Consider the following 19624-nt stretch of genomic DNA (forward strand, 5'->3'; position numbering starts at 1 on the left):
AATCTCCCCCAAGTGACGTCGGGCCAGCGGTCCCAGGGGCGATGGCAGGCGGGGGCGAACACCCCGCCGGTCGCACTGTCACCGTCCCCCGTGGACGCAACCCCGTGACCTCATCCGCGTGCCTGTTGCCGTCATCCCCGCGTTGTGGGGATGCGGTGTGAGGCCAGGCTGCCCAGGCTCCGTCCGAACAACGGACCGTTTTTGGCGGGGCTTTAACACCTCAAGAGGCTGCTTAGGTGTTTCGTTGCCCGCTTTTGCGGGGCGCGGGGGTGGACACCGCCGGCACTGTCGCCGATGGGGCAGTCGGCCTGAACATCCTTGTACGGGCGGTGAGTTGACGTGAAAGAGCCGTACCCCGCCCGGCCCCTACTTCTCCTTCTCCAACAGCGTCAGCAGCAGCGTGATCACGACGACGCCGACGCCGATGGCGGCGCCGAGCACCGGGTTGACGTAGGCCAGGTAGACGGCCAGGCCGCCGAGTACGAGCACGAGTGCAGTCCGAGTCTCCATGCCTTGAGGTCCCGGTGGGGCGCCGGGAAATTTCGTCGGGGTCGACGTGAAAAGAAGTCGGCGGCCGGCACGTCCTTCTATCGAGCCCGGGGCCGCCGCCGTGGTACCCGGTCAGGGGAGAGGACGACGCATGACGCAGCTCTCAGGGGACGGCGACGGCTCCGGGGAGGCGCAGTGCCCACTGTCGAAGGAACGCGAGGCCGAGCTCATGGCGGAGGCGCTGCGGGCCATCGAACCGCGGTTGATCTCGTCAATCACGCGGGTGACGCACGACTACCACCTGGCCCAGGACATCACCCAGGAGACCTGCATCGCGGTCCTCCAGGAGTTCCGCCGCGGCACCAACTTCCAGAAGCCGATGATCGTCTTCGCGACCGTCGTGGCCCGCAACAAGCTCCGGGACCACTGGCGCAAGGCGTCCTCGGGAGAGCGGCTCTTTGACGAACCCCCCGAAGGCGCCCGGCAATTCGCCACCGGTCTGTGCGTCGGACTGGAATACCTCGAACTGCTGGAAGCGGTGAAGGCGGCGATCGCCGACGAGCGCCAGTCGGCCGTGTGGGAACTCACGCACGTGTGGGGCCTCAAGGGCATCGAGATCGCCGCGCAGTTGGAGGTCTCCTCGGCGACGGTCAGTCGCGAACTGGCGGCGGCCGAGGCCAAGGCGAAGCGCTGCCGGGACGACGAGGAGCCGGCATCTGTGTAGGAGGGTCCTGGGCTCCCGGCGGTCGCCGCGGGCGACCGCCGCGCCCGGGCCCCACCTAGAGTGCCGGATCGGACCTTGCCTGGAGGCCATGGCGCGGAGGCGACCGATCCGTGGCCCCCAGGGTGGGACCGATCCCGCCATTCCTGGAACTGGAAGGGTGACCATGAGCAACACCCCAACCTCTCCGCACGAGAGGATGTTGGCGTACCTCCGGGAAGGGGAGCAGCTCGTGCCGCCGGCGGTGTCCGGCGTGCCCGACTGGCCGGCTCGATACGCCACGATGTCTGCCGCGGCGGGGGAACCCGCGACCGCGCACTCCCCCGAGTCCCCCGATCCCTCGCCGGAAGCCTGGTACCGGGACGGCCTCGACGAGGCGGCGCTCGGGCGATCGGTAGTGAGGTGGTGAAGCGGTGACATCCAGACAACGTGCAGGCGCTGCGGGCGTTGCCCACGGGAACCATCAGACGCATGGGAACCGTCGGACCCACGGGGGTCATCGGACCGAGGGCAGTCGTCGGGCCGATGGCATCCATTGGGCCGATGGCATCCATCGGACTGATGGGAAGTCCTGGTGCGTCGGGGACGTTCATCCTGCCTGGCACGGGCAACAGGGCGAACGGCAAGGGCCGTTGGGTTGACCGGCTGGCACGGAGAACGGGCGACGCGGCCCACTCGGGGGATTGGCCGCGTCGCCCGACCGCATGTGCACCGCCATCGACATGGCCGTGGGGTGCGTGAGGTGGGTCGTGGGGTGTCAGCCGTCGCTGGACCAGCGGAAGCGGCGGGCGGAGAAGAGGATGCCGAGGAGGAGCCAGGCGGCCAGGACCAGGGCGGTTTGCGGGTGTTGCCAGCCGCCGCCGACCTCCTGGCTGGCGAAGGAGTCGGGGAGCAGGGCCGAGCGCATGCCCTGGGCCATCCACTTGACCGGGAAGACCTCTGCCACGTAGCGGAGCCAGCCGGGGACGTTGCCGTAGACGAAGTACACGCCGGAGATGAACTGCAGGAGCACGGCGAAGGGGGCGACCACGGCCGAGGCGCTGCGGCCGCTGCGGATGAGGTTGGAGAGGGCGATGCCGACGGTGGCACAGGCGGCGCAGCCCAGGATGCTGACCCAGGCGAAGGTCAGCCAGCGCTCCGGGCTGGTGGGCAGCGGGACGCCGTAGCACAGGCCGGCGATGAGGAAGAGCAGGGTGATCTGCGCGGCCGAGGTCGCCACGACGAGGATGATCTTGCCGGCGAAGTAGACGGTCCGGGGCATGGGGGTGCCGGCGAACCGCTTGAGGGCGAGGTTGTCGCGTTCGATGGGGACGGTGATGGCCAGGCTCTGGAAACCGGTGCTCATCAGGCCGGAGGCCACGATGCCGGCGAGCAGGTACTGGCTGAACTGCACGTCGGGTGTGAGGTGTTGGGCGAACGCGGAGCCGAACACGGTGAACATGATCAGCGGGAAGCAGAAGGTGAAGATCATGCTCTCGCGTTGCCTGGCGAACTGCCGCAGCTCCATCCGGCCCTGGCGCAGACACAGGGAGACCAGCGGCCGGCGGCGGGTGGCGGGAACGTGCGTGGTGGTCGAGGAGGCGGGCGGGGTGGTGGTCTCGGTCATGCGCGCTCTCCGATCATGTCGAGGTAGATGTCCTCCAACGACAGGCGGGTGACGGTCAGTTCGGGGATCTCGTCGGTGAACTGGGTGGCGAGTCGGCGCACCAGCGCGGTGGGGGTGGTGGTGCGGACGGTCTGGGGTCCGTCGGGGCCGCGCCAGTGGACCTCGGCGGTGCCGGTCTCCCGGCCGCCCAGTCGCGCCGGGGTGTCGACGGCGATCACCCGGCCCTTGTTGATCACGGCGACCCGGTCGGCGAGGTTCTCGGCCTCGTCCAGGTAGTGCGTGGTCAGCAGGATCGTGGTGCCCTGGTCCCGCAGGGTGCGGATCAGGGACCAGAAGCGGCGGCGCACCTCGGGGTCGAAGCCGGTGGTCGGCTCGTCGAGGAAGAGGAGTTGGGGGCGGCCGACGATGCCCAGGGCGATCTCCAGGCGGCGGCGCTTGCCGCCGGAGAGCTTGTTCAGCCGGCGGTCCGCCTCCTCCGTGAGCTCGGCCAGGTCGAGGGCCTCGTCGACGGGGAGGGGGTGGGAGTAGTAGCCGCCGAAGAGGTCGACGACCTCGCGGACGGTGAGGGTGCCGAAGTCGGCGGCGCCCTGGAGGACGATGCCGATCCGGTCGCGCCAGGCGGGCGTGGGGTGTCTGGGATCGGTGCCCAGGACGCTGACCTCGCCGCCGTCCGCCCGGCGGTGCCCCTCCAGGATCTCCATCGTGGTGGTCTTGCCGGCGCCGTTCGGGCCGAGGAGGGCGACGATCTCCCCGGTGTGGACGTCCAGGTCGATGCCGTCCAGGGCGGTGACGGAGCGGTAGCGCTTGGTCAGTCCGCGGACGCGGATCGCGGAACTTCCCTCCTCCCGGGGGTGGTTGAGGGACCGGGGCGGGGCGGGCGCGGGCATGGCGGTGTCCTTCGGGTGGATCAGCGTGCTGCGGATCGGTGTGATGAGGGGAGGGCGGTTCGGTGCGGTTGGGTCTCGGGCGGGCCCAGGCGGTGTTCGGGGCGGGTGGTTCCGTGGGCCGGGTGGCCGAGTTGCAGCAGCAGGGTGCTCGCCGGCAACTCGGTGTGGAGGCCGAGCAGTTCGTCCAGCTTGTCGGCCAGTACGTCGGCGTTGATGCGGGAGGCCAGGCCGCGGGCGGCGGCGGCCAGGCCGGCGCGTTGGGCGGCGGTGCCGACGCGGGTGTAGCGGAGGCGGACCCCGTCCGCGCCGTGGTCGCGCAGCGCGTGGGCCGGGTCGGCGGCCCAGACCAGCCCCGCCGCGGCGTTGAGGAACCCCTCGCGGACGAAGTCCTGGACGGCGCAGGCGGCCAGCGCCGGACCGGGGCTGCCGAGGGAGACCGGAAGGAGGCGGTGGTGGTGAGGGTCGGGCAGATAGCGGAACAGGCCGCGGGGCAGCCCGGCCACGTCGTTGACATAGCAGAACAACAGGCCCTCGTCGGGCGCGGCGGCGGCCAGCACGGTGGCGAAGTCGACGGCCTCGATGGGCAGTCGGGCGAATCCGCGCAGGGCGGCGCGACGGTGGGAGAGGCCCTGGGGCAGGTCGAGGGGATGGGGGCGGGGGAGGTCGAGGGCGGGGTGCTCGGGGTCCGGGAGGGGAGTCGTCGCTACGGGCGCCTGTTGGGCGGTACTTCCTGCGGTTGGGGTGGCCGGGCCGCGGTGGAGGGCGCGGAGCAGCGCGGCCGTCCGGGGGAGCAGCGCGTCCACCGGGCCGGGGGGTGGATCCGGGGGGTGGCGGGGAGCGGCGGGTGGGGGTTCGGAGTGCGGTGTTGGGGGTGCGGTGGATGCCATGGGGTGGAAGGCGACGACCTCGGTGACCGGCTCGGCGAGCGGGTCCAGGCACAGCAGGTCGGCCGCGAGGGCGGGATCGAACGGCGTGACGCGCACCGCCCGCAGCCCGGCGGAGGGGGCGACGACCTCGCACTGCGCGGTGACGACGCCGGTCTCCACGCAGCCGTAGCGGTAGCCGAACTCGCCGTAGCGCGCGGCGATCGTGCGCAGCGACACCGTGCACACCCAGCCGAACGCGGCCGTCGGCGAGCTGCCGAGGGCCGCCCGGTGGTCGCCGGCCCGGACGGGCAGCAGGCGGTGGTGCAGCGGGTCGTAGCGGTAGCAGCCCTCCGGCAGTACGCAGGAGAGGTCGACGCAGTACAGGGCGCCCGCGGACGGCACCGGGCGGCGGGGGACGGGCCCGCCGCCGGGCTCCCCGGCCAGCGCGCCGAGGTCGCCGACCAGCGGCAACCGGTCCAGGCCGGTCAGCCACTGGGCGCGGGTGAGGCCGTAGACGGCGTGCAGGAGCGCGCCCAGGTCGGGCCGGGGGTCGGGGCCGGAGCCGGGGAGCGGTGGCCAGGGCAGTGGGACCGCGGCAAGACGGGCCTCGGGCTTGCCGGTTGGGGCGCTGCCCGTGCCCGAGTCCGGCCCAGGGCGCACGTCCGGTGCGGCATCCGGCAGTCGCACGGGCGCCGGGACGACCTGCGGAGCCAGGTAGTCGACGGCGGCCGGCTCGGGGTGGAGGCGAGGGGCGACCGCGTCCCCACGGGGGCTCATCGGCCGGGATCTCCCGTCTTCGGGGACGGGACCAGTGCCCGGACCGAGGCGGCCGCCAGGGCCAGCAGCATCCGGTGGCGGCGGCCCGGCACGCCCAGCCGGTTGCCCATCAGCGCCGTGTACTCGTCGAGGACGCGCAGCAGTTGCACCTCCGCGGCCCCGGAGGCCGGTAACTGGGCGGCGCGGACCGCGCTGGTCAGCTTCGCCAGGAGCGGGTGGGTGGCGTCCATCCAGCCGCCGAGCGCCCAGAACTCCTCGTCGCGCGGCGGTGGCGCGCCCGGCACGCACTGGTAGGGGGTGGTGGCGGCCCCGTCCCAGCCCCTGGGCAGCATCCAGATGCCCCGCAGCAGTGCGACGAACTCCCGCCGGCCGGCCGCGAACTCCTCGGTCAGCTCCGCGGAGTCCAGCACGCCCGCCAGGTTGCCGGCGGCGACCAGGGCCTCGGACCGCGCGCGCAGGTCGGCCGGGCGGCGCAACTCGTGGGCGCGGTTGGCGAGGAGGAAGGAGAGCACCTCGGTGTCGCGATCGGCCGCGTCGGGCCCGTCGAGCAGCATCCGCACGGCCACGGCGCTGGCGGAGGCGAGGTGCTGTTCCTGCCACCGGACGACCGGGGGCGGGCCGGAGACCAGCACGGGGGGACGCTGCCGGTCGGGCGGCGGGTTGAGCAGCGCCTGGCCGGGGGCGGTCAGCCGGCGGTGCAGTTGATGCCGCACGGCCTCGCCGGCCCCCGGTTCGGTGACGTGGAACCAGGTGCGCAGCCGGCCGGCGGTCCCGACCTTCTGGTAGACGAAGCGGTGCGCGGCCCCGGCCATCGCCAACTGCTCGACGGCGGGGGCCAGTACGTCCCGGACGGCGACCCCGAGGTCGGGCGCCGCGTCCAGGTCGAGTGCCACCCAGTCCGCCGTCTCCTCCGGAGTCATGTCGTCCCTCCCGATGTCTGCATGGTTGTCTCTCCTCTTCCGCGGGGTTGCGCGTGCGGCCCCGCTCCGCCCGCTCGTCCCGTCGGTGGGATGGCCCAACGGCCGTGGTGTGTCGTCCTGTTGGCCCGGTCGCCCTATCCGTGGATCCGGGACATCAGGTTCGGGCCCGGTCTGCTGCGGGCCACGGAGATCTGGAACAGTGGGACGTGCCGGCGGTCGGCGAGGTCGAACTGCGCCCGGACGGCGTCCGCGTGGTACGAGTTGGTGATCCGCGCCGCCGCCCGGCAGCCCGCGGCGCCCAGGCAGATGCGGTGCGCGGCCTCGCCGGCGAGCGCGTTGAGGATGCGGTAGCCGCGGGTGCCGAACCGCCGGTCGGCCCAGGTGCGGTCGCCGATGACGTACACCACGGCGTTGACGTCCGCGTAGTGGGGCTGCAGCCAGCCGCCCACCTCCGGCCCCACCGGCGGTTGGTGGCGGTGCCGCAGCAGGGAACGGCCGTCGTCGGCGAGCCGGTAGGAACCGGGCTCGACGCCCTCGACGGTGCGGAGTTGGGTGTAGATGCGGAGCGGGGCAGCGGAGGGGGAAAAGGTGTCGTGAGTGAGGTCGGTGCCGATGCCGGTGTCGGCGGCTGCGCCCGTGCCCGTATCGAGACCCGAGCTCATGCCGTGCTGGGCCGCGAAGCGGAAGAGTTCGTGCAGTGTGGTGCGCGGCAGCGGCCGGCGGAGGGGAGCGAAGAAGCCGGGCCCCGAATTCCGGGCGATGACCAGGGCGTCCAGGTCCGGCTCGCCCGCGGGGGTGCAGTCCACGGGCGGCCCGACCGTCTCCGGTACCGGCGCCGGCTCGGTCGCGCCCTCGGACCAGTCCACCCCCGCGGTCTCCTCCCACACCACCGCCCGCTCCATGGCCACCAGGCGCGGGCAGTGCACGGCCACCGGCCTGGCCGCGTCCTCCGGCGGGGGCAGGGGAACGGGTGCCGCGGTGGGCCGGGGCACCGGCGACCGGGCGCCGCGGCCCCGCCCGTCGCGCAGCACGACCACGGCGTACGGCGCCTCCTCGCCCGGCGTCAGGCCCAGGAGCCGCGTCAACTCCCCGTCCGGGAAGAGGTGGTGGACGTCCGCGGAGAGTCCCAGCGCCGCGGCGACGACGGTGAGGCTGCCGGTGACCAGGCCCGCCTCCTGGGAGCAGAGGCGGTAGGCGTAGTCCCGGTAGACGAACGCGGTCTGCCAGAACCGGCTGGTCAGCACGGCGACGCCGACCACGTCGTCGACATCGCCTCCCAGATCGCCGGCGCCGTCCCCCGCCTCCTCCGCGCCCACCAGGCCGACCAGGTACGACACCAGGTCGCCGGCACCCTTCCCACCGTCAGCTCCGTCGCCCTGCCGGAGCGGGATCAGGGCGTGGTGGGCCGGGTCATGGGTGTAGAGGCCGGGGCGCAGCGGTGCGCAGGACGGGGCGCGCAGGGCGAGGTGGAGCTGGGTGGGGAACAGGCATCGGGGTGAGGCGACGGTGCGGTGCAGGGCCCGGCTCTGTGGGTTGGGCATCGGCTCGTAGCGGATCAGGCCGTTGGCGTGGGCGAGGAGGGTGGACCAGGTCCGCTCGTCGCATCCGTCGTCGAGGCTCTCGCCGAGCGTCGGGCGCCCGGTGCCCAACCGGCCGGGGCGGCTGAGCGGCACCGGCCGGGCGCGCAGCCGCTTGGGGAACTGCGGCGGGGCGAGCGGGTTGTTGGGCATCTCCTGACGGCCGGCGATCCCGTCGGCGAGGTTCTCCAGGCTGAAGTCCCAGAAGGCGGCCAGGGGGTCCTGGTCCGCAGGTCCGCCGGCTAACTGGCTGGCCGGGGCCTCGACCGCCGTCATCATGTGCCTCCTGCTCGGTGTGTGGGGGTGGGTGCCCGAAGGGCCGTGGAGCCGACGCGGACTCATGGGAAGGGATGCGGGTGCGGGTTGATGTCGTCGCGGGTGAGCGGGGCGGCCCGGCGGCCCAGGGCGACCGGGACGGTGGCCAGTCTCGGCAGGTCGGCGAAGCGCTGTCGTCGATGCCCGAAGACCATCGGCAGGGCGCCGGTGACCAGGACCTTCACCGCCCGGAATCCGCCGGCCAGGTGCTCGGCGCTGCTCTGGTCGACGACCACGACCTCCTGGCCGCATTCGGCGAAGCGGGCGACCAGCGCGGTCAGCGAGGCGGTCAGATCGCGCTCCCCGGAACGCCACCACAGCCCCGCCAACTCCTGTGGCGCGACCGGTTCCGTGCGGCCTTCCCCGTGCTCCTCGCCGCGCTCGAAGAGGAAGTCGAAACGGGGCCGGGCCTCGGGGGTGGCGGAGGCGAGGACGTGGTCCAGCAGCGTCATGACCTGGTCCGGGTCGCGGGTCAGCTCCCGCGCCCGGTCGCGCTCGGCGGCGTACTGGCGGGCGATGTAGTCGACCGTCTGGGACAGTTCGTGCAGCGCGCCCAGCAGGCCGTCCTCGGGGACCAGCGACGAGCCGCCGGTGCAGACCACCCGCGGCCGGTCCGGGTCGCCGGTGGTGTCCTCGGCCATCACCCAGAACGTGGGGACGCCGTTGTCCACCGTGGTGGCGAAGGCGTGCACCCGACAGCCGTGCCGGTGCCGGATCCTGGCCTCGATCAGCCGGACGTCCCGGCCGCAGCGGGTCAGGTCGATGCGGGGCGGGGTCATCCTGGCGTACCAGGTCAGCAGGAACGCGTCCCGCTCGGCCACCTCCAACAGGCCGTGCAGCGCGGCCTCCTCCAAACTGGCGCCCAGCGCACACCCGTTGGAGATCTCGTAGGCGATGCGGGGGCCGGCACCAGGGAGGCGGTGCCGTCCGTAGTAGGCGAACTGCTCGGGCACCAGGACGGGGCGCCGGGCGGTGAGCGAGTAGCCCCAGACCCAGGGGAGGGCGAGTTCGGGGTGGTAGCGGTGGAAGGGGCCGTCGTCGGTCAGCTCGCCCTGTGGGGGCAGCCCGAGCCGGCGCGGGTCCAGGGCGCGCTCGGCCAGCTCGCGGTACGAGCCGTGCACCACCGTCCGCTTGCCACGCGGGAGTTGGCCGGCGAGGCGCTCCAGTCCCTCGGTGACGGCGACGTCGCGGCAGGAGTCGAAGGTGGTGGTCCGCGCGTACCCGAATTCGGCCATCGGGCCGTCGGCGAGGTCGTGCGTCCCGGGGACGACCACCGGGGCCTCGGCGAACGGCAGGCCGTGGCCCATGGAGAGGGAGACCTCGGGCACGACGCCGGCGAGCGGGTCGAGGTAGGTCCGCACCAGTTGGGCGGGGTCCAGGGCGCGCTGTCGGCTGCCGCCGGGGTGTCCGGTGGGCCGGGGGGCCAGCGACACCACCGCCCGCTCCGGGGAGTCGTCGGGGAGGTCGCCGCATACCGGGCAGCCCGGTTCGGGCAGCACCCGGTGGGTGGTCACCCGCAGGGTCCGGCGGTCGAGGACGACGACGGGGCGGGTTGCCGGGTGGCTGTCACCGTCCGCGTCGGGCGTGCGAGTTGGCGCCGCCTCCCAGCGGTCCCACGTGGCCACCACGCGTTCCAGTACGGAGCCGAACAGTCCGCCGGACGGTATCGGGCGCCCGGCGGCCGGGTGCGACGCCTGCGCGCGCACCGCCGCGTCGGCCCGCCGCTGCGGGGTCCGGCGCCAGGCGCGACGGTCCACACAGGTGGGGCAGCCGGCTCGCCCGGGGGCGACCAGCGGGCCGACGACCACCTGGCCGGGCTCGGCCAGTACCGGCAACACGGGCCCGCCGCGGTGCCGGGCCAGTCGACCGGCCTCCGCGCCGTCCCAGGTGTCGGACGCGAAGACCGCCGGCCCCTGGGGGAGCGGGCGTCGTCGCAGCGCATCGGCCAACGGGCCGCTGCCCAGGACCGGCGCGGGCCCGGTCGCCGCCTGCGCGACGGCCTCGACGGTTTCCACGACCTGCTCAGGCATCGCCGATCACCACCCGGACGCCGAAGCGGACCAGTTCGGCCAGCGCCGGATCGTCGTCCAGCACGTGGAGCACCGCGCAGAGTCCGGCGGCGCGCAACTGGGCGAGCGTCGCGGCCAGTTGGTCCGACCCGTCGGTTGCGGCCAACCGGGGCTGTACGGACGGCAACTCGCGCGCCGCGTGGTCGCCCGTCGCCTCCGGCCCGCCGGACTCCGCCCGGTGGTGGGCCAGTTGCCAGGCCAGCAGGGTGTCGTGCAGGCCGGCCGACAGCGCGGTGTGGGCGTCGGGGTGCACCTGGACGGCGACGGTCACGCCGTCGAGCAGGAACGCGTACGCCGGCAGTGCGGCGGCGGGCGAGGCGACCCGGTGGACCGTCCAGCGGGCCTCGGTGGTCGTGAGCAGGTCCACGCAGTTCCGGTCCGCGGCGGCCAGTTCGGCGAGCGGCACGGGGGCGGCGGACGTCTCCTCGGCCGCGCTTCCAGTCGATGTCCCTTCGGCCGCGCCCCCGGTGGCGTGTTCCGGTACCAGCCGGGCGAGCGCGGCCAGGATGCCGGCCAGCGCCGAGCGGTCCAGGTCGGCCTCGGCGGCGATGCCGTGCGCGTACCGGCCGGCTCCGGGGACCGGCAGCGGGCGTGCCCGCTCCGCGACGAGGTCCCAGCCCGGCTCGGACGCGGGCCGCGGCGACGCCTGTCGGGCCAGGTCAAGGGCGGTGGCCGCGGCCCGGCGCAGCGCGTCCGCGCGGGCACCGTGGGCGGTCTGCGCCGCGCCCCAAACGGGCCGCGGCGCGGTGCACAGGCCCGGGTCGGCGACCCTCGCCTCGGTGACGAACAGTGGCAACTGCGGGTAGTCGCGCTCCCGAACCTCCGGGATGGGGCCCAGATGGCGGTCGCAGGCCGCCGTGAGCCGCTCCAGGAACAGCGGGTCCGGTACGGGCTCGGCGGCGCGCAGGAGGCGGACGCGGCGGGCGGCTTCCGACGCGTCGCGGATGCCGTCGGAGCCGGAGTCGGAGTCGGAGCCGGAGTCGAGTGCGCCCGAGGGGGCGAGGACGGGGTGGTGGTCGATCTCCAGCGTCGCGGTGTCCAGCCGGGCCATCGCGGCCAGCTCTGGCATGGCCACGCCGGTCAGGTGGCAGAACGCCCGGAACGCGAGCTGGATCGCGGCCAACTCCGGTACGGGGCCCCGGTAGAGCTCGTCCGGGCCGGGACCGGCCCGCAGCGCCCGACGCTCGTCGTCACTACGGGTGGCCAACAACCGCCGCCACGCAAGGCCCCCGTACGGGTACCCGTCGTCGTCCGCATCCGGGGCATCGGCCGCCGGCGTGCCCGCCGGCCAGATCCACACCGCGTCGTCGACCACGAGCCCCTGGACCAGCGGGATTTCGCGCCGTGCGCAGCACTCACCCACCGCCCCGCGGGCGTCGGCCCCGGGGCGATCGGCGAGGTGCAGCACGACAGCGGCAGGTCGCAGCAGCGCCTCCCAGCCCGCGGAATCCGCCCCGCCGGGCGCGGGCACGATCGCCAACCGGCCCGGCACCTCGGGCAACGTGTCGGCGAATCGGCGCACCGTCCGCACGTCATCGGCCTCGGGCAGGACCAACGTCAACTCCCCGGCCCCGCAGTCCGTCAACGCGCTGAGGAACCCGCGGGCCGCATCGGGGCCGCAGACGCAGACCAGGCGGGCGGCGCGGAAGTCCTGGAAGCGGCGCTCGGCCGAGTCGGTGAAGTAGTCGATGAACTGGACGGGCCCGGCGTACCGTTCGGCCTCGTCGGCATCGAGGGTGTGCGGCCGGTCGGAGCCGGTGTCGCGGACGAAGCCACGCTCCAGCAGCGTGCCCACCAACCGTCGTACCGGGGGGCGTTGCGGGTCGGGTACGGCGGCCAGCAGCTCGTCCAGCGTTGCGGCGCCGGTCAGGGCCGGGGCGAGGGCGGTGAGCAGCCGGTGTACCGAGGCGCCCTTGAGGAACAGGCTGCCGCGGGTGCTGCGGACGAAGGCGCCGTCGGGCATCGCGGCGAAGTACACGTCGCCGCGCAGTCGCGGGCGCACCGCACCGGTGGTCTGGACGGTCGCGGTTCGGCGTGTTTGACGTTCTTCTTCCGTGGCCTCGGCGTCGTTTCGGGGAAGTGGTTCGGTCCTGGAGGAACCGGCGGCGGTGGCCCGCCGGACAGCGCGGGCCACCACCTCGGTCACTGTCAGGTGCAGCAGCAGGGGCAGCAGCAACAGCAGCAGTTGCCGTGCCCGTTGTCGTCCATGCGCACCTCAAGTCCGCCGTCGGTGACGCCCGGCAGCGATCCGATGGCGGGCACCGCGGCCGAGGAGAACTCGCTGGCTTCGACGACCTCGAAGTCCGCGGCCTCGATCCCGTCGAGATCCAGGCTGAGCAGAGCAGTGTTGGACATCGGTCTTCACCTCCTAAAGGTTTTCTCTGATGGGTTGTTGACTCCTCCGGCCCCGTCACGGACCGGAAGTCTGGGGGTGGGGCGGAGCCGTCCGGTCGAGCGGAACCGTCGGGTCAGCCGTAACCGCCGGTCGGCCGGAGCCGGCCGGAGCCCCGCCCGGCCAGCGGTGACCGCCCGGCCGGTCGCAGCCGCCGGGTCAGTGCGCACCGCCCGTTCAGCCCGCGTTGGTCGTCCGGGTACGGGCCCCGGTGCGCAGGGCCGCCAGCTTCTCCCGCAGCAGGGGCACGACCGAGGCGCGGAACATCTCGATCGAGCGGCGCGCCTGCGCCAGCGGCATCGCGCCGATGTCGACCTGCCACAGGATCTGGTCCACCCCGCCGAAGTCGCGGACCAGGCGGAGGATGCGCTCGGCGGCGGTGGCGGGGGAGCCGACGATCGCCCCGTTGATCTCCCGGATGTAGGCGGGCGTGACGCCGGCCAACTTGCTGCCGAAGTCGCCGTAGCCCCGGTAGTCGCCCGACTCGCGGCCGTTCCAGGACTCCACGGCCTCGGTCCACACCTCCAGATAGCGCGCGATGTGCCGGTCGGCCAGGCGCTCGGCCTCCGCGTCGGTCTCGGCGAGGATCAGCGGCAGACTGGTGGCGATCCGCGGGGTGTGTCCGGCGGCCGCCGCGGCGTCGCGGTAGAGGTCCACCAACGGCCGCATCCGCGCGGCCGGGTTGAGCGACGGGGTCATCAGCAGCCCGAAGCCGTTGCCGCCCAACCACTGGAAGCTGCCCGGGGTCATGCTGGCGGCGCCCCACACCGGCGGGTGCGGACGCTGCACGGGGGAGGGGCGCCCGGTGGCCTGCCGGTAGGAGAAGTACGGGGTCTCCTCGTCGACCCGCTCCTCGGTCCACAGCCGCAGCACGGCCCGGATGGTCTCCCGGTAGCGGTCGGTGGACTCGTCCAGGGAGACCCCGAACGTCTCGAACTCCTGGGGCAGGTAGGCCCGGGCGAAGCCGACCTCCAGCCGGCCGCCGCTGATCGCGTCCACCATGGCCGCCTCGGCGGCGAGTTGGACGGGGTGGTGGAAGGCGGGCAGCACGCAGCCGGTGATCAGTCGCAGCCGGGTGGTGCGGGCCGCGACGGCGCTGAGGAAGTTCAGCGGGCTCGGGCAGTAGCCGCCGTAGTCGGTCAGGTAGTGCTCGGTCATTTTGGCCGAGGCGAATCCGGCCGACTCCGCGAGCGTGCAGAGCGCCAACGCGTCGGAGTAGTACTCCGCCGCCGACTTCCACTCCTCGCGGCAGTCCGGGAGAAAGGACACTCCGAACTGCATGACGTGCTCCTTGTTGCGGGGCGCCCGCCGACGCCCCCGTCTGGTGCGGTGATTACGGATCGTCAGTCTGGGCGAGTGGTCATCGGGCGGTCATCCGTCGCATGACCTGGCAACCGACTGGGCCGCCGGCCACGCCGACCCCGCGAACCCGGCCGTGACCAGCGGCGGAGTTCTCCGATGGCATGCAACCCAGGGGTTATACACACTCGTCATACGACGGGGGACCAACGCGAGAGAGGACACCGTCGGATGCTGGTCGGGAGAGAGCTGGAGCGGGATGAGCTGGGCAGGCTCCTCGACGACGCGCGCAAGGGGAGCAGCGGGGCGCTGGTGTTGCACGGGCCGGCGGGGATCGGCAAGAGCGCGCTGCTGGGGGACGTGGTGCAGCGGGCCGAGCCGGACGTGTGGGTGCTCCGCGCGGTGGGGGTGGAGGGCGAGGTGGAGCTGCCGTTCGCCGCGCTGCACCAACTGCTGCTGCCGCTGATGCCGTACGTGGCGCGGCTGCCGGAGCCCCAAGCCGCCGCGCTGCGCGGGGCGTTCGGGCTGGCCGGCGCCCCCGCCGAGCCGTTCCTGGTGGCGCTGGCCGTGCTGACCCTGCTCTCGGACGCCTCCGAGGACGTGACGCTGCTACTGGTCGTGGACGACGCGCACTGGCTGGACGGGGCGACGGCGGACGCGCTGATGTTCGTGGCCCGGCGGATGGAGCGGGAGAGCATCGCCATGATCCTCGCGGTCCGCGACGACGCCTCCCGGCCCTTCCCGGCCCCGGGCCTGCGCCAGTTGCTCGTCCGGCCGTTGTCGACGCCGGCGGCCTCGGACCTGTTGGCCCGGCATCTGCCGCGGGCCACGCCGACCGTCCGCGAACGGCTGCTGCGCGAGGCCGGTGGCAACCCGCTGGCCCTCATGGAGCTGCCCACCGCGCTGCGCCCGGACCATTTGGACGGCAGCGCCGCGCTGCCCGAACACCTGCCGCTCAGCGAGCGGTTGCACCAGCTCTTCCGGCACCGCGCGCTGAGCCTGCCCGCCGACCACCACCGGGTGCTGCTGCTCACCGCGGCGGAGAGCGACGGGGACCTGGCCACCGTCCTCGGTGCCGCCGGCGACGCCGAGGCGGCCATGGACGTGCTCAGCGCCGCCGCGTCGCAAGGGCTGCTCCACCTCGACCAGCAACACGTCCGGTTCCGGCACCCGTTGGTGCGCTCCGCGCTCTACCAGGGTGCCCCGCTCAACGACCGGCGCGCGGCCCACCTGGCGCTGGCCGACGCCGTCGGTGAGGAGGACGACCGGTACGTCTGGCACGCGGCAGCGGCCGCGCTCGGCACCGACGACACCGTGGCCGAGCGGCTGGCCGCGCTCGCCGAACGCACCCGGCGCACCGGCGGGGTGGCCACCGCGGCCCAGGCGTTGTGCCGGGCCGCCACGCTGGCCTCCGACCCCGGCCGCCGGGCCCGTTGGATGGTGGAGGCGGCCGAGTGCGCCTGGACGGCGGCGAAGACCACCCAGGCCGAGTCGCTGTTGGACCGCGCCGAGACGTTGACGGACGACCCGGCGCTGCGGGCGCGCACCGCCCGGGTGCGCGGCGCCATCACGCACGCCAGCAGCGATCCCGCCCTGGCCTGCCGGATGCTGCTGGACGGCGCCCGCCTGGTGGGGGCCACCGATGCGGAACTGGCCGGGGAGCTCCTGGTGATGGCGGCCCGCTCGGCCTGGGTGGCGGGCGACCCGGCGCGGCTGACGGAGATCGGTGACGCGATCGGCCGCCTGCCGCACGGTCCCGTCGCGCAGGCCGACGACGCCACCGGCGGGGACGCCCTGCCCGGCCTCAGTGAGGAACGCGCCGCCGCCAGCGCCTACTTCTCCCGCCACTTCCACTACTTGGGCGGTCTCGGCCACGGCTCCCGCCCAACGGGCCACTCCTCCCCGCCCGATATTCCGGTCTCCGGGATGGCCTGGCTGTCCCCCGCGCACCCCCGGCCGTGGGTGTGGCCGCCGGTGTTCCTCCCGTACCTGACCGGGACGACCGAGGAGATGCTGCACGCGCACCAGCGCGCCGTCGACGAGCTGCGCAAGGTCGGCGCCTTCGGTGCGCTGCCGATGTCCCTCGCCCCGTTGGTGGCGCTGCAACTCGTCACCGGCCAGTGGGCCGCGGCGGCTTCCCACGCCACCGAGGCGCTCATCCTCGCCGACGACACCGGTCAGCTCGGCGCCGCCAGTCATCTGCGCGCCATGCTGGCCTGGGTCGCCGCCGTCCAGGGCAACGGCGACCGCTGTCGTGCCCTGGCCTCGGAATCCCTGGCGCTGTCGGCGCCGCGCCGCATCAACTCGGCCATCGGGCTGGCGCAATGGGCGCTGGGGCTCCAGGCGCTGGCCGAGGGGCAGCCGGACCGGGCCGCCCGCATGCTGGGCGAGGTGGCCTCACCGGGTGGGCCCACCGAACACTTCATGGTGAGCTGGTTGGTGCTGCCGGACCTGGTCGAGGCGTCGGTGCGGGCCGGGGACCCGGAACCGGCCCGGGCCGCGCTGCACAGCTTCGAGGAACGGGCCGTGCCCGACCAACTCCCGCACCTGCGCGCCATGTGGCTCAGGTGCCGGGCCCTGCTGGCGTCGGGTGAGGACGCGGACGCGCTGTTCACCGAGGCCCTGGAGGCTTCGCACCCCTCGGCCTTCGACATCGGCCGGACGCACCTCCTCTATGGCGAGTGGCTGCGCCGCAACCGCCGGATCAAGCCCGCCCGGGACCATCTGCACCAGGCCGAGACGTATCTGTGCATGCTCGGCGCCCATCCCTGGGCGGAGTTGACCCGCCGCGAACTGCGCGCCGCCGGCGACCGGGCCCCGGACCAGCGGGCAGCCGAGCCGGCCACCGACCTCAGCCGACTCACCTCACGGGAGCTCCAGATAGCCCGCCTGGCCGCCGAGGGCATGAGCAACCGGGACATCGCCGCCCGGCTCTTCCTCAGCCCCCGCACCGTCGGCTACCACCTGTACAAGCTCTTCCCCAAGTTGGGCATCACCTCCCGCACCCAACTCCACGGCAAGACGTTCGATTGAAGGGAAAACCAGCCGCGAACTGGCTCAAATTCCCCAACTGGCCCCGATCTGGACATTCGGGGGCACGTTCCGGCCAGGGGTGGCTGATCGGATTGCGGCGTAAAGGATCTTTAAAGCATGGTCGTCCTGTAAGTGCGAGACGGGCCGATCCGACACGAAGTGACGACCGCACCGAGAGGTCACCGAAGCCCCTTTCCCGCACCGCGCCAACCACCTTGATTCCCACGGGAGTTCCCCTGCGATCGCCACGCGATGGCAGGTGGTTCCCGCGCGATTTCCACGTGATGACCGGGGTTGCGGTAAAGCGGCCGTAGGCGCGACGCCCGTATGAAAGGGAACGGGAGAAAACGTGATCTCAAAGACGAAGAAGGCCGCGCGTTCCGTGGGCGTGGCCTTTGCCGCGGCCGCCGCGCTCACCCTCGCGGTGCCGACCGGCAACGCCTTCGCCATCGACCACGTCACCTGCCGCGGCGGGGTGAACTTCCTGAAGATCTGGTCGCACAACGGCGGTAGCCAGAGCGTGGACTGCTACGCCAACGCCGGCAGGACCAACTTCGGCGGCTGGTGGGTCGACAAGATCTCCACGGGCAACAACGACCTGATCTACTACGACGAGAACGGCGACTCGGTGAAGGTCGAGCGCTGGCACGAGATCACCTTCCCCAACCGCCCGCCGAAGGTAACCGCCATCGAAATCCTCTGACCGGCCCGCGCGCCGACGAGCTGACGGGACCACGGGCCGATCGTCAGGAATGGCCACTCCCGCCGATCGTCCATTCCTGGACACCGTTTGCCTCCTGGGCGGGCGCCGGTTTTCCGCATTCCGCCCACGCGAATTCCGCTCGCCCCGCCCGACCCGCCGATGTCGGCCACGCCTTTCCGGGCACGGCCGGCATCGGCCGGGGAAATTGACGGAGCGCGGAGCCGCGGGCGCGCACCCCGCAAAGGCCGGACTCCACGTCTCTCACATGCGCCTGTCCGACCGTCGAACGAATCGCGCCAGACGGCCCGTTCGCCCGGCCCCGGTGGTTCGACTCCCACCGCTTCATGAGGCAGAATTCTCCGTCCAATCCGTGCGGCCGCGGCGTAGGCGGCCGGGCGAACACGGCGCATACGAGGACGACAGCCAACCCAGCGGGCACAGAAGTGGTGACGGGTGAAGAGCTATCAGTCGGGCAGCGACATCGCGGTGATCGGAGCCGGTGCCGCCGGCTCACTGACGGCCACGCGATTGCTCCAACACGCCGACCGCCACCGACTCCGGCTCGACGTCTGGCTCATCGACCCCGCCCGCGAGAACGGCCGGGGCCCCGCCTACGGCACCGATGACGCCCGCCATCTGCTCAACGTCCCGGCCGCCCGGATGACCGCATTCGCCGAGGACCCCGACCACTTCGTCCACTGGCTCGCCGACCGGCACCCCCAACACGCCGACCACGACGCCTTCGTGCCGCGCGTGCTCTACGGGCGCTACCTCGCGCACGTCCTGGACGACACCGCGCGCCGCAGCGCCGGCGCCCGCCTGCATCGCGTGCAGGCCAGGGCCATCGGGACCGCGCACCACGACGATTCCACCCTGTCCTTCCTCCTCAGCTCGGGCCGGACCCTCCGCGTCGACGCCGCCGTCCTCGCCCTGGGCAACTTCGCCGCGGACTGCCGATGGGCTCCCGAGACCCTGCGCACGTCGCACCGCTTCGTCGCCTCGCCGTGGTCTCCCGACGCGCTCTGCGCCGTACCGCCCGGTGCCGACGTCCTGCTCGTCGGCACCGGACTCACCATGGCCGACATGACGCTCAGCCTCCAACGGCCCGGCCGCACGGTGATCGCCGTCTCCAGAAGCGGCCTGCTCCCGCAGCCACACGCCTCGGAGCCCCTGCCGCAGTCCCCACCGCCCGTCGTCGCCGGCCCTCCCGGGCTCGACGCGTTCCGCCGGACGGTCCTCACGCACCTCTCCCGGAGCCGGCGCGCGCACGGTGACTGGCGGCCGGGCTTCGACAGCCTGCGCCCCCTCACCACCGACCTGTGGCGCCGACTGCCGCCGGCGGACCGCACCCGTTTCCTCAAGGAGCACCTGCGCCTGTGGGAGGTGCACCGCCACCGCATGCCACCCCCGACCGCGGCCGCCGTCCGCCAGGCACGCGAGCTCGGCCAACTCCGGATCGTTTCAGGCCATTTGACGGACGCCGCGGTGACCGGCGAGGGCGTCCGCGTACGCCTGAGCACCGGCACCACGCTCGACGTGGGCGCGGTGGTCAACTGCACCGGGTCCCGGTCGGACGTGGGCTCGCTCGACGACCCGTTCCTGCACAGCCTCTTCAAGACCGGGCTCGCCCGCCCGCACGCCACCGGCCTGGGCCTCGGCGCGACCCGGGACGGCCGACTGCTGTCCGCCCCGGGCCGGGGCGACGTCAGGGCGCCCCTCTGGGCGCTCGGCTCCCTGCTGCGGGGCGAGCTCCTGGAGACCACGGCCATCCCGGAAATCCGGGTCCAGGCAGACGGGATTGCCGCATCGGCGGTCGCCCTCCTGAAGCGGGACGAGCACCCGCAACGCCACCGGGGCCTCTTCGCCTCCCCCTGAAACCGGAACAGTTGAAACGGGCCCGCCGATATTCCGCACCAAGAGCCGGTACCGGCAAAGCCACAGACACCGTCCCAGACACAGGCACCGTCCCA

15 protein-coding genes are annotated in these 19624 nt (G+C 73.3%); 5 read left to right on the forward strand and 10 right to left on the reverse strand.

The features are described 5' to 3' along the window. Positions 1–366: 366 nt before the first annotated feature. Complete coding sequence (locus ACIQU6_RS23720; protein WP_403483671.1) at positions 367–510, reverse strand: hypothetical protein; 144 nt, start codon at positions 508–510, stop codon at positions 367–369. Between the two features lie 130 nt (positions 511–640). Between ACIQU6_RS23720 and ACIQU6_RS23725 the strand changes: the two genes are divergently transcribed. Continuing rightward, positions 641–1213 (forward strand): RNA polymerase sigma factor, encoded by a 573-nt coding sequence (locus ACIQU6_RS23725; protein WP_403483672.1) that lies wholly within the window; start codon positions 641–643, stop codon positions 1211–1213. Positions 1214–1376: 163 nt separating this feature from the next. Further along, complete coding sequence (locus ACIQU6_RS23730) at positions 1377–1619, forward strand: hypothetical protein (RefSeq protein ID WP_403483673.1); 243 nt, start codon at positions 1377–1379, stop codon at positions 1617–1619. 348 nt (positions 1620–1967) lie between these two features. Here ACIQU6_RS23730 and ACIQU6_RS23735 read toward each other — a convergent pair whose 3' ends face one another. From ACIQU6_RS23735 to ACIQU6_RS23775, 9 genes are all read right to left on the reverse strand, one after another. Then, the gene (locus ACIQU6_RS23735; RefSeq protein ID WP_403483674.1) at positions 1968–2816 is read right to left on the reverse strand and encodes an ABC transporter permease; all 849 of its coding nucleotides are present in this window, start codon (positions 2814–2816) and stop codon (positions 1968–1970) included. After that, positions 2813–3703: an ABC transporter ATP-binding protein gene (locus tag ACIQU6_RS23740; RefSeq protein ID WP_403483675.1), complete on the reverse strand. Its 891-nt coding sequence runs from the start codon at positions 3701–3703 to the stop codon at positions 2813–2815. Before ACIQU6_RS23740 ends, ACIQU6_RS23735 begins: the two co-directional genes overlap by 4 nt. Positions 3704–3723: 20 nt before the next feature. After that, the gene (locus tag ACIQU6_RS23745; RefSeq protein WP_403483676.1) at positions 3724–5346 is read right to left on the reverse strand and encodes a nitroreductase family protein; all 1623 of its coding nucleotides are present in this window, start codon (positions 5344–5346) and stop codon (positions 3724–3726) included. After that, the gene (locus ACIQU6_RS23750) at positions 5343–6266 is read right to left on the reverse strand and encodes a hypothetical protein (protein ID WP_403483677.1); all 924 of its coding nucleotides are present in this window, start codon (positions 6264–6266) and stop codon (positions 5343–5345) included. The genes ACIQU6_RS23745 and ACIQU6_RS23750 overlap by 4 nt, the downstream gene beginning before the upstream one ends. A 134-nt stretch (positions 6267–6400) precedes the next feature. After that, positions 6401–8122 carry a hypothetical protein gene (locus ACIQU6_RS23755; protein WP_403483678.1) on the reverse strand — a complete coding sequence of 574 codons (1722 nt, stop codon included), beginning with the start codon at positions 8120–8122 and terminating at the stop codon, positions 6401–6403. Positions 8123–8181: 59 nt separating this feature from the next. Then, positions 8182–10188, reverse strand: a complete 2007-nt coding sequence (locus ACIQU6_RS23760) for a TOMM precursor leader peptide-binding protein (RefSeq protein WP_403483679.1) — start codon at positions 10186–10188, stop codon at positions 8182–8184. Further along, complete coding sequence (locus ACIQU6_RS23765) at positions 10181–12403, reverse strand: hypothetical protein (RefSeq protein ID WP_403483680.1); 2223 nt, start codon at positions 12401–12403, stop codon at positions 10181–10183. Before ACIQU6_RS23765 ends, ACIQU6_RS23760 begins: the two co-directional genes overlap by 8 nt. Continuing rightward, positions 12376–12582 carry a hypothetical protein gene (locus ACIQU6_RS23770; RefSeq protein ID WP_403483681.1) on the reverse strand — a complete coding sequence of 69 codons (207 nt, stop codon included), beginning with the start codon at positions 12580–12582 and terminating at the stop codon, positions 12376–12378. The genes ACIQU6_RS23765 and ACIQU6_RS23770 overlap by 28 nt, the downstream gene beginning before the upstream one ends. 214 nt (positions 12583–12796) lie before the next feature. After that, positions 12797–13900, reverse strand: a complete 1104-nt coding sequence (locus ACIQU6_RS23775; RefSeq protein WP_403483682.1) for an LLM class flavin-dependent oxidoreductase — start codon at positions 13898–13900, stop codon at positions 12797–12799. A 249-nt stretch (positions 13901–14149) separates the two neighbouring features. Between ACIQU6_RS23775 and ACIQU6_RS23780 the strand changes: the two genes are divergently transcribed. The 3 genes from ACIQU6_RS23780 to ACIQU6_RS23790 all read left to right on the forward strand — a co-directional run bounded on the left by ACIQU6_RS23780 (position 14150) and on the right by ACIQU6_RS23790 (position 19529). Continuing rightward, a complete protein-coding gene (locus ACIQU6_RS23780) occupies positions 14150–16951 on the forward strand; it encodes an AAA family ATPase (protein WP_403483683.1) in 2802 nt (933 codons plus the stop codon). A 349-nt stretch (positions 16952–17300) separates the two neighbouring features. Beyond that, complete coding sequence (locus ACIQU6_RS23785; protein ID WP_403483684.1) at positions 17301–17654, forward strand: beta/gamma crystallin domain-containing protein; 354 nt, start codon at positions 17301–17303, stop codon at positions 17652–17654. A 453-nt stretch (positions 17655–18107) separates the two neighbouring features. Then, positions 18108–19529, forward strand: coding sequence for an FAD/NAD(P)-binding protein (locus ACIQU6_RS23790; protein ID WP_403483685.1), 1422 nt, complete (start codon positions 18108–18110; stop codon positions 19527–19529). The last annotated feature ends 95 nt before the right edge of the window (positions 19530–19624 follow it).

The sequence above is a fragment of the Streptomyces sp. NPDC090442 genome (genome assembly GCF_044769405.1).
Taxonomy (GTDB): Bacteria; Actinomycetota; Actinomycetes; order Streptomycetales; family Streptomycetaceae; genus Streptomyces.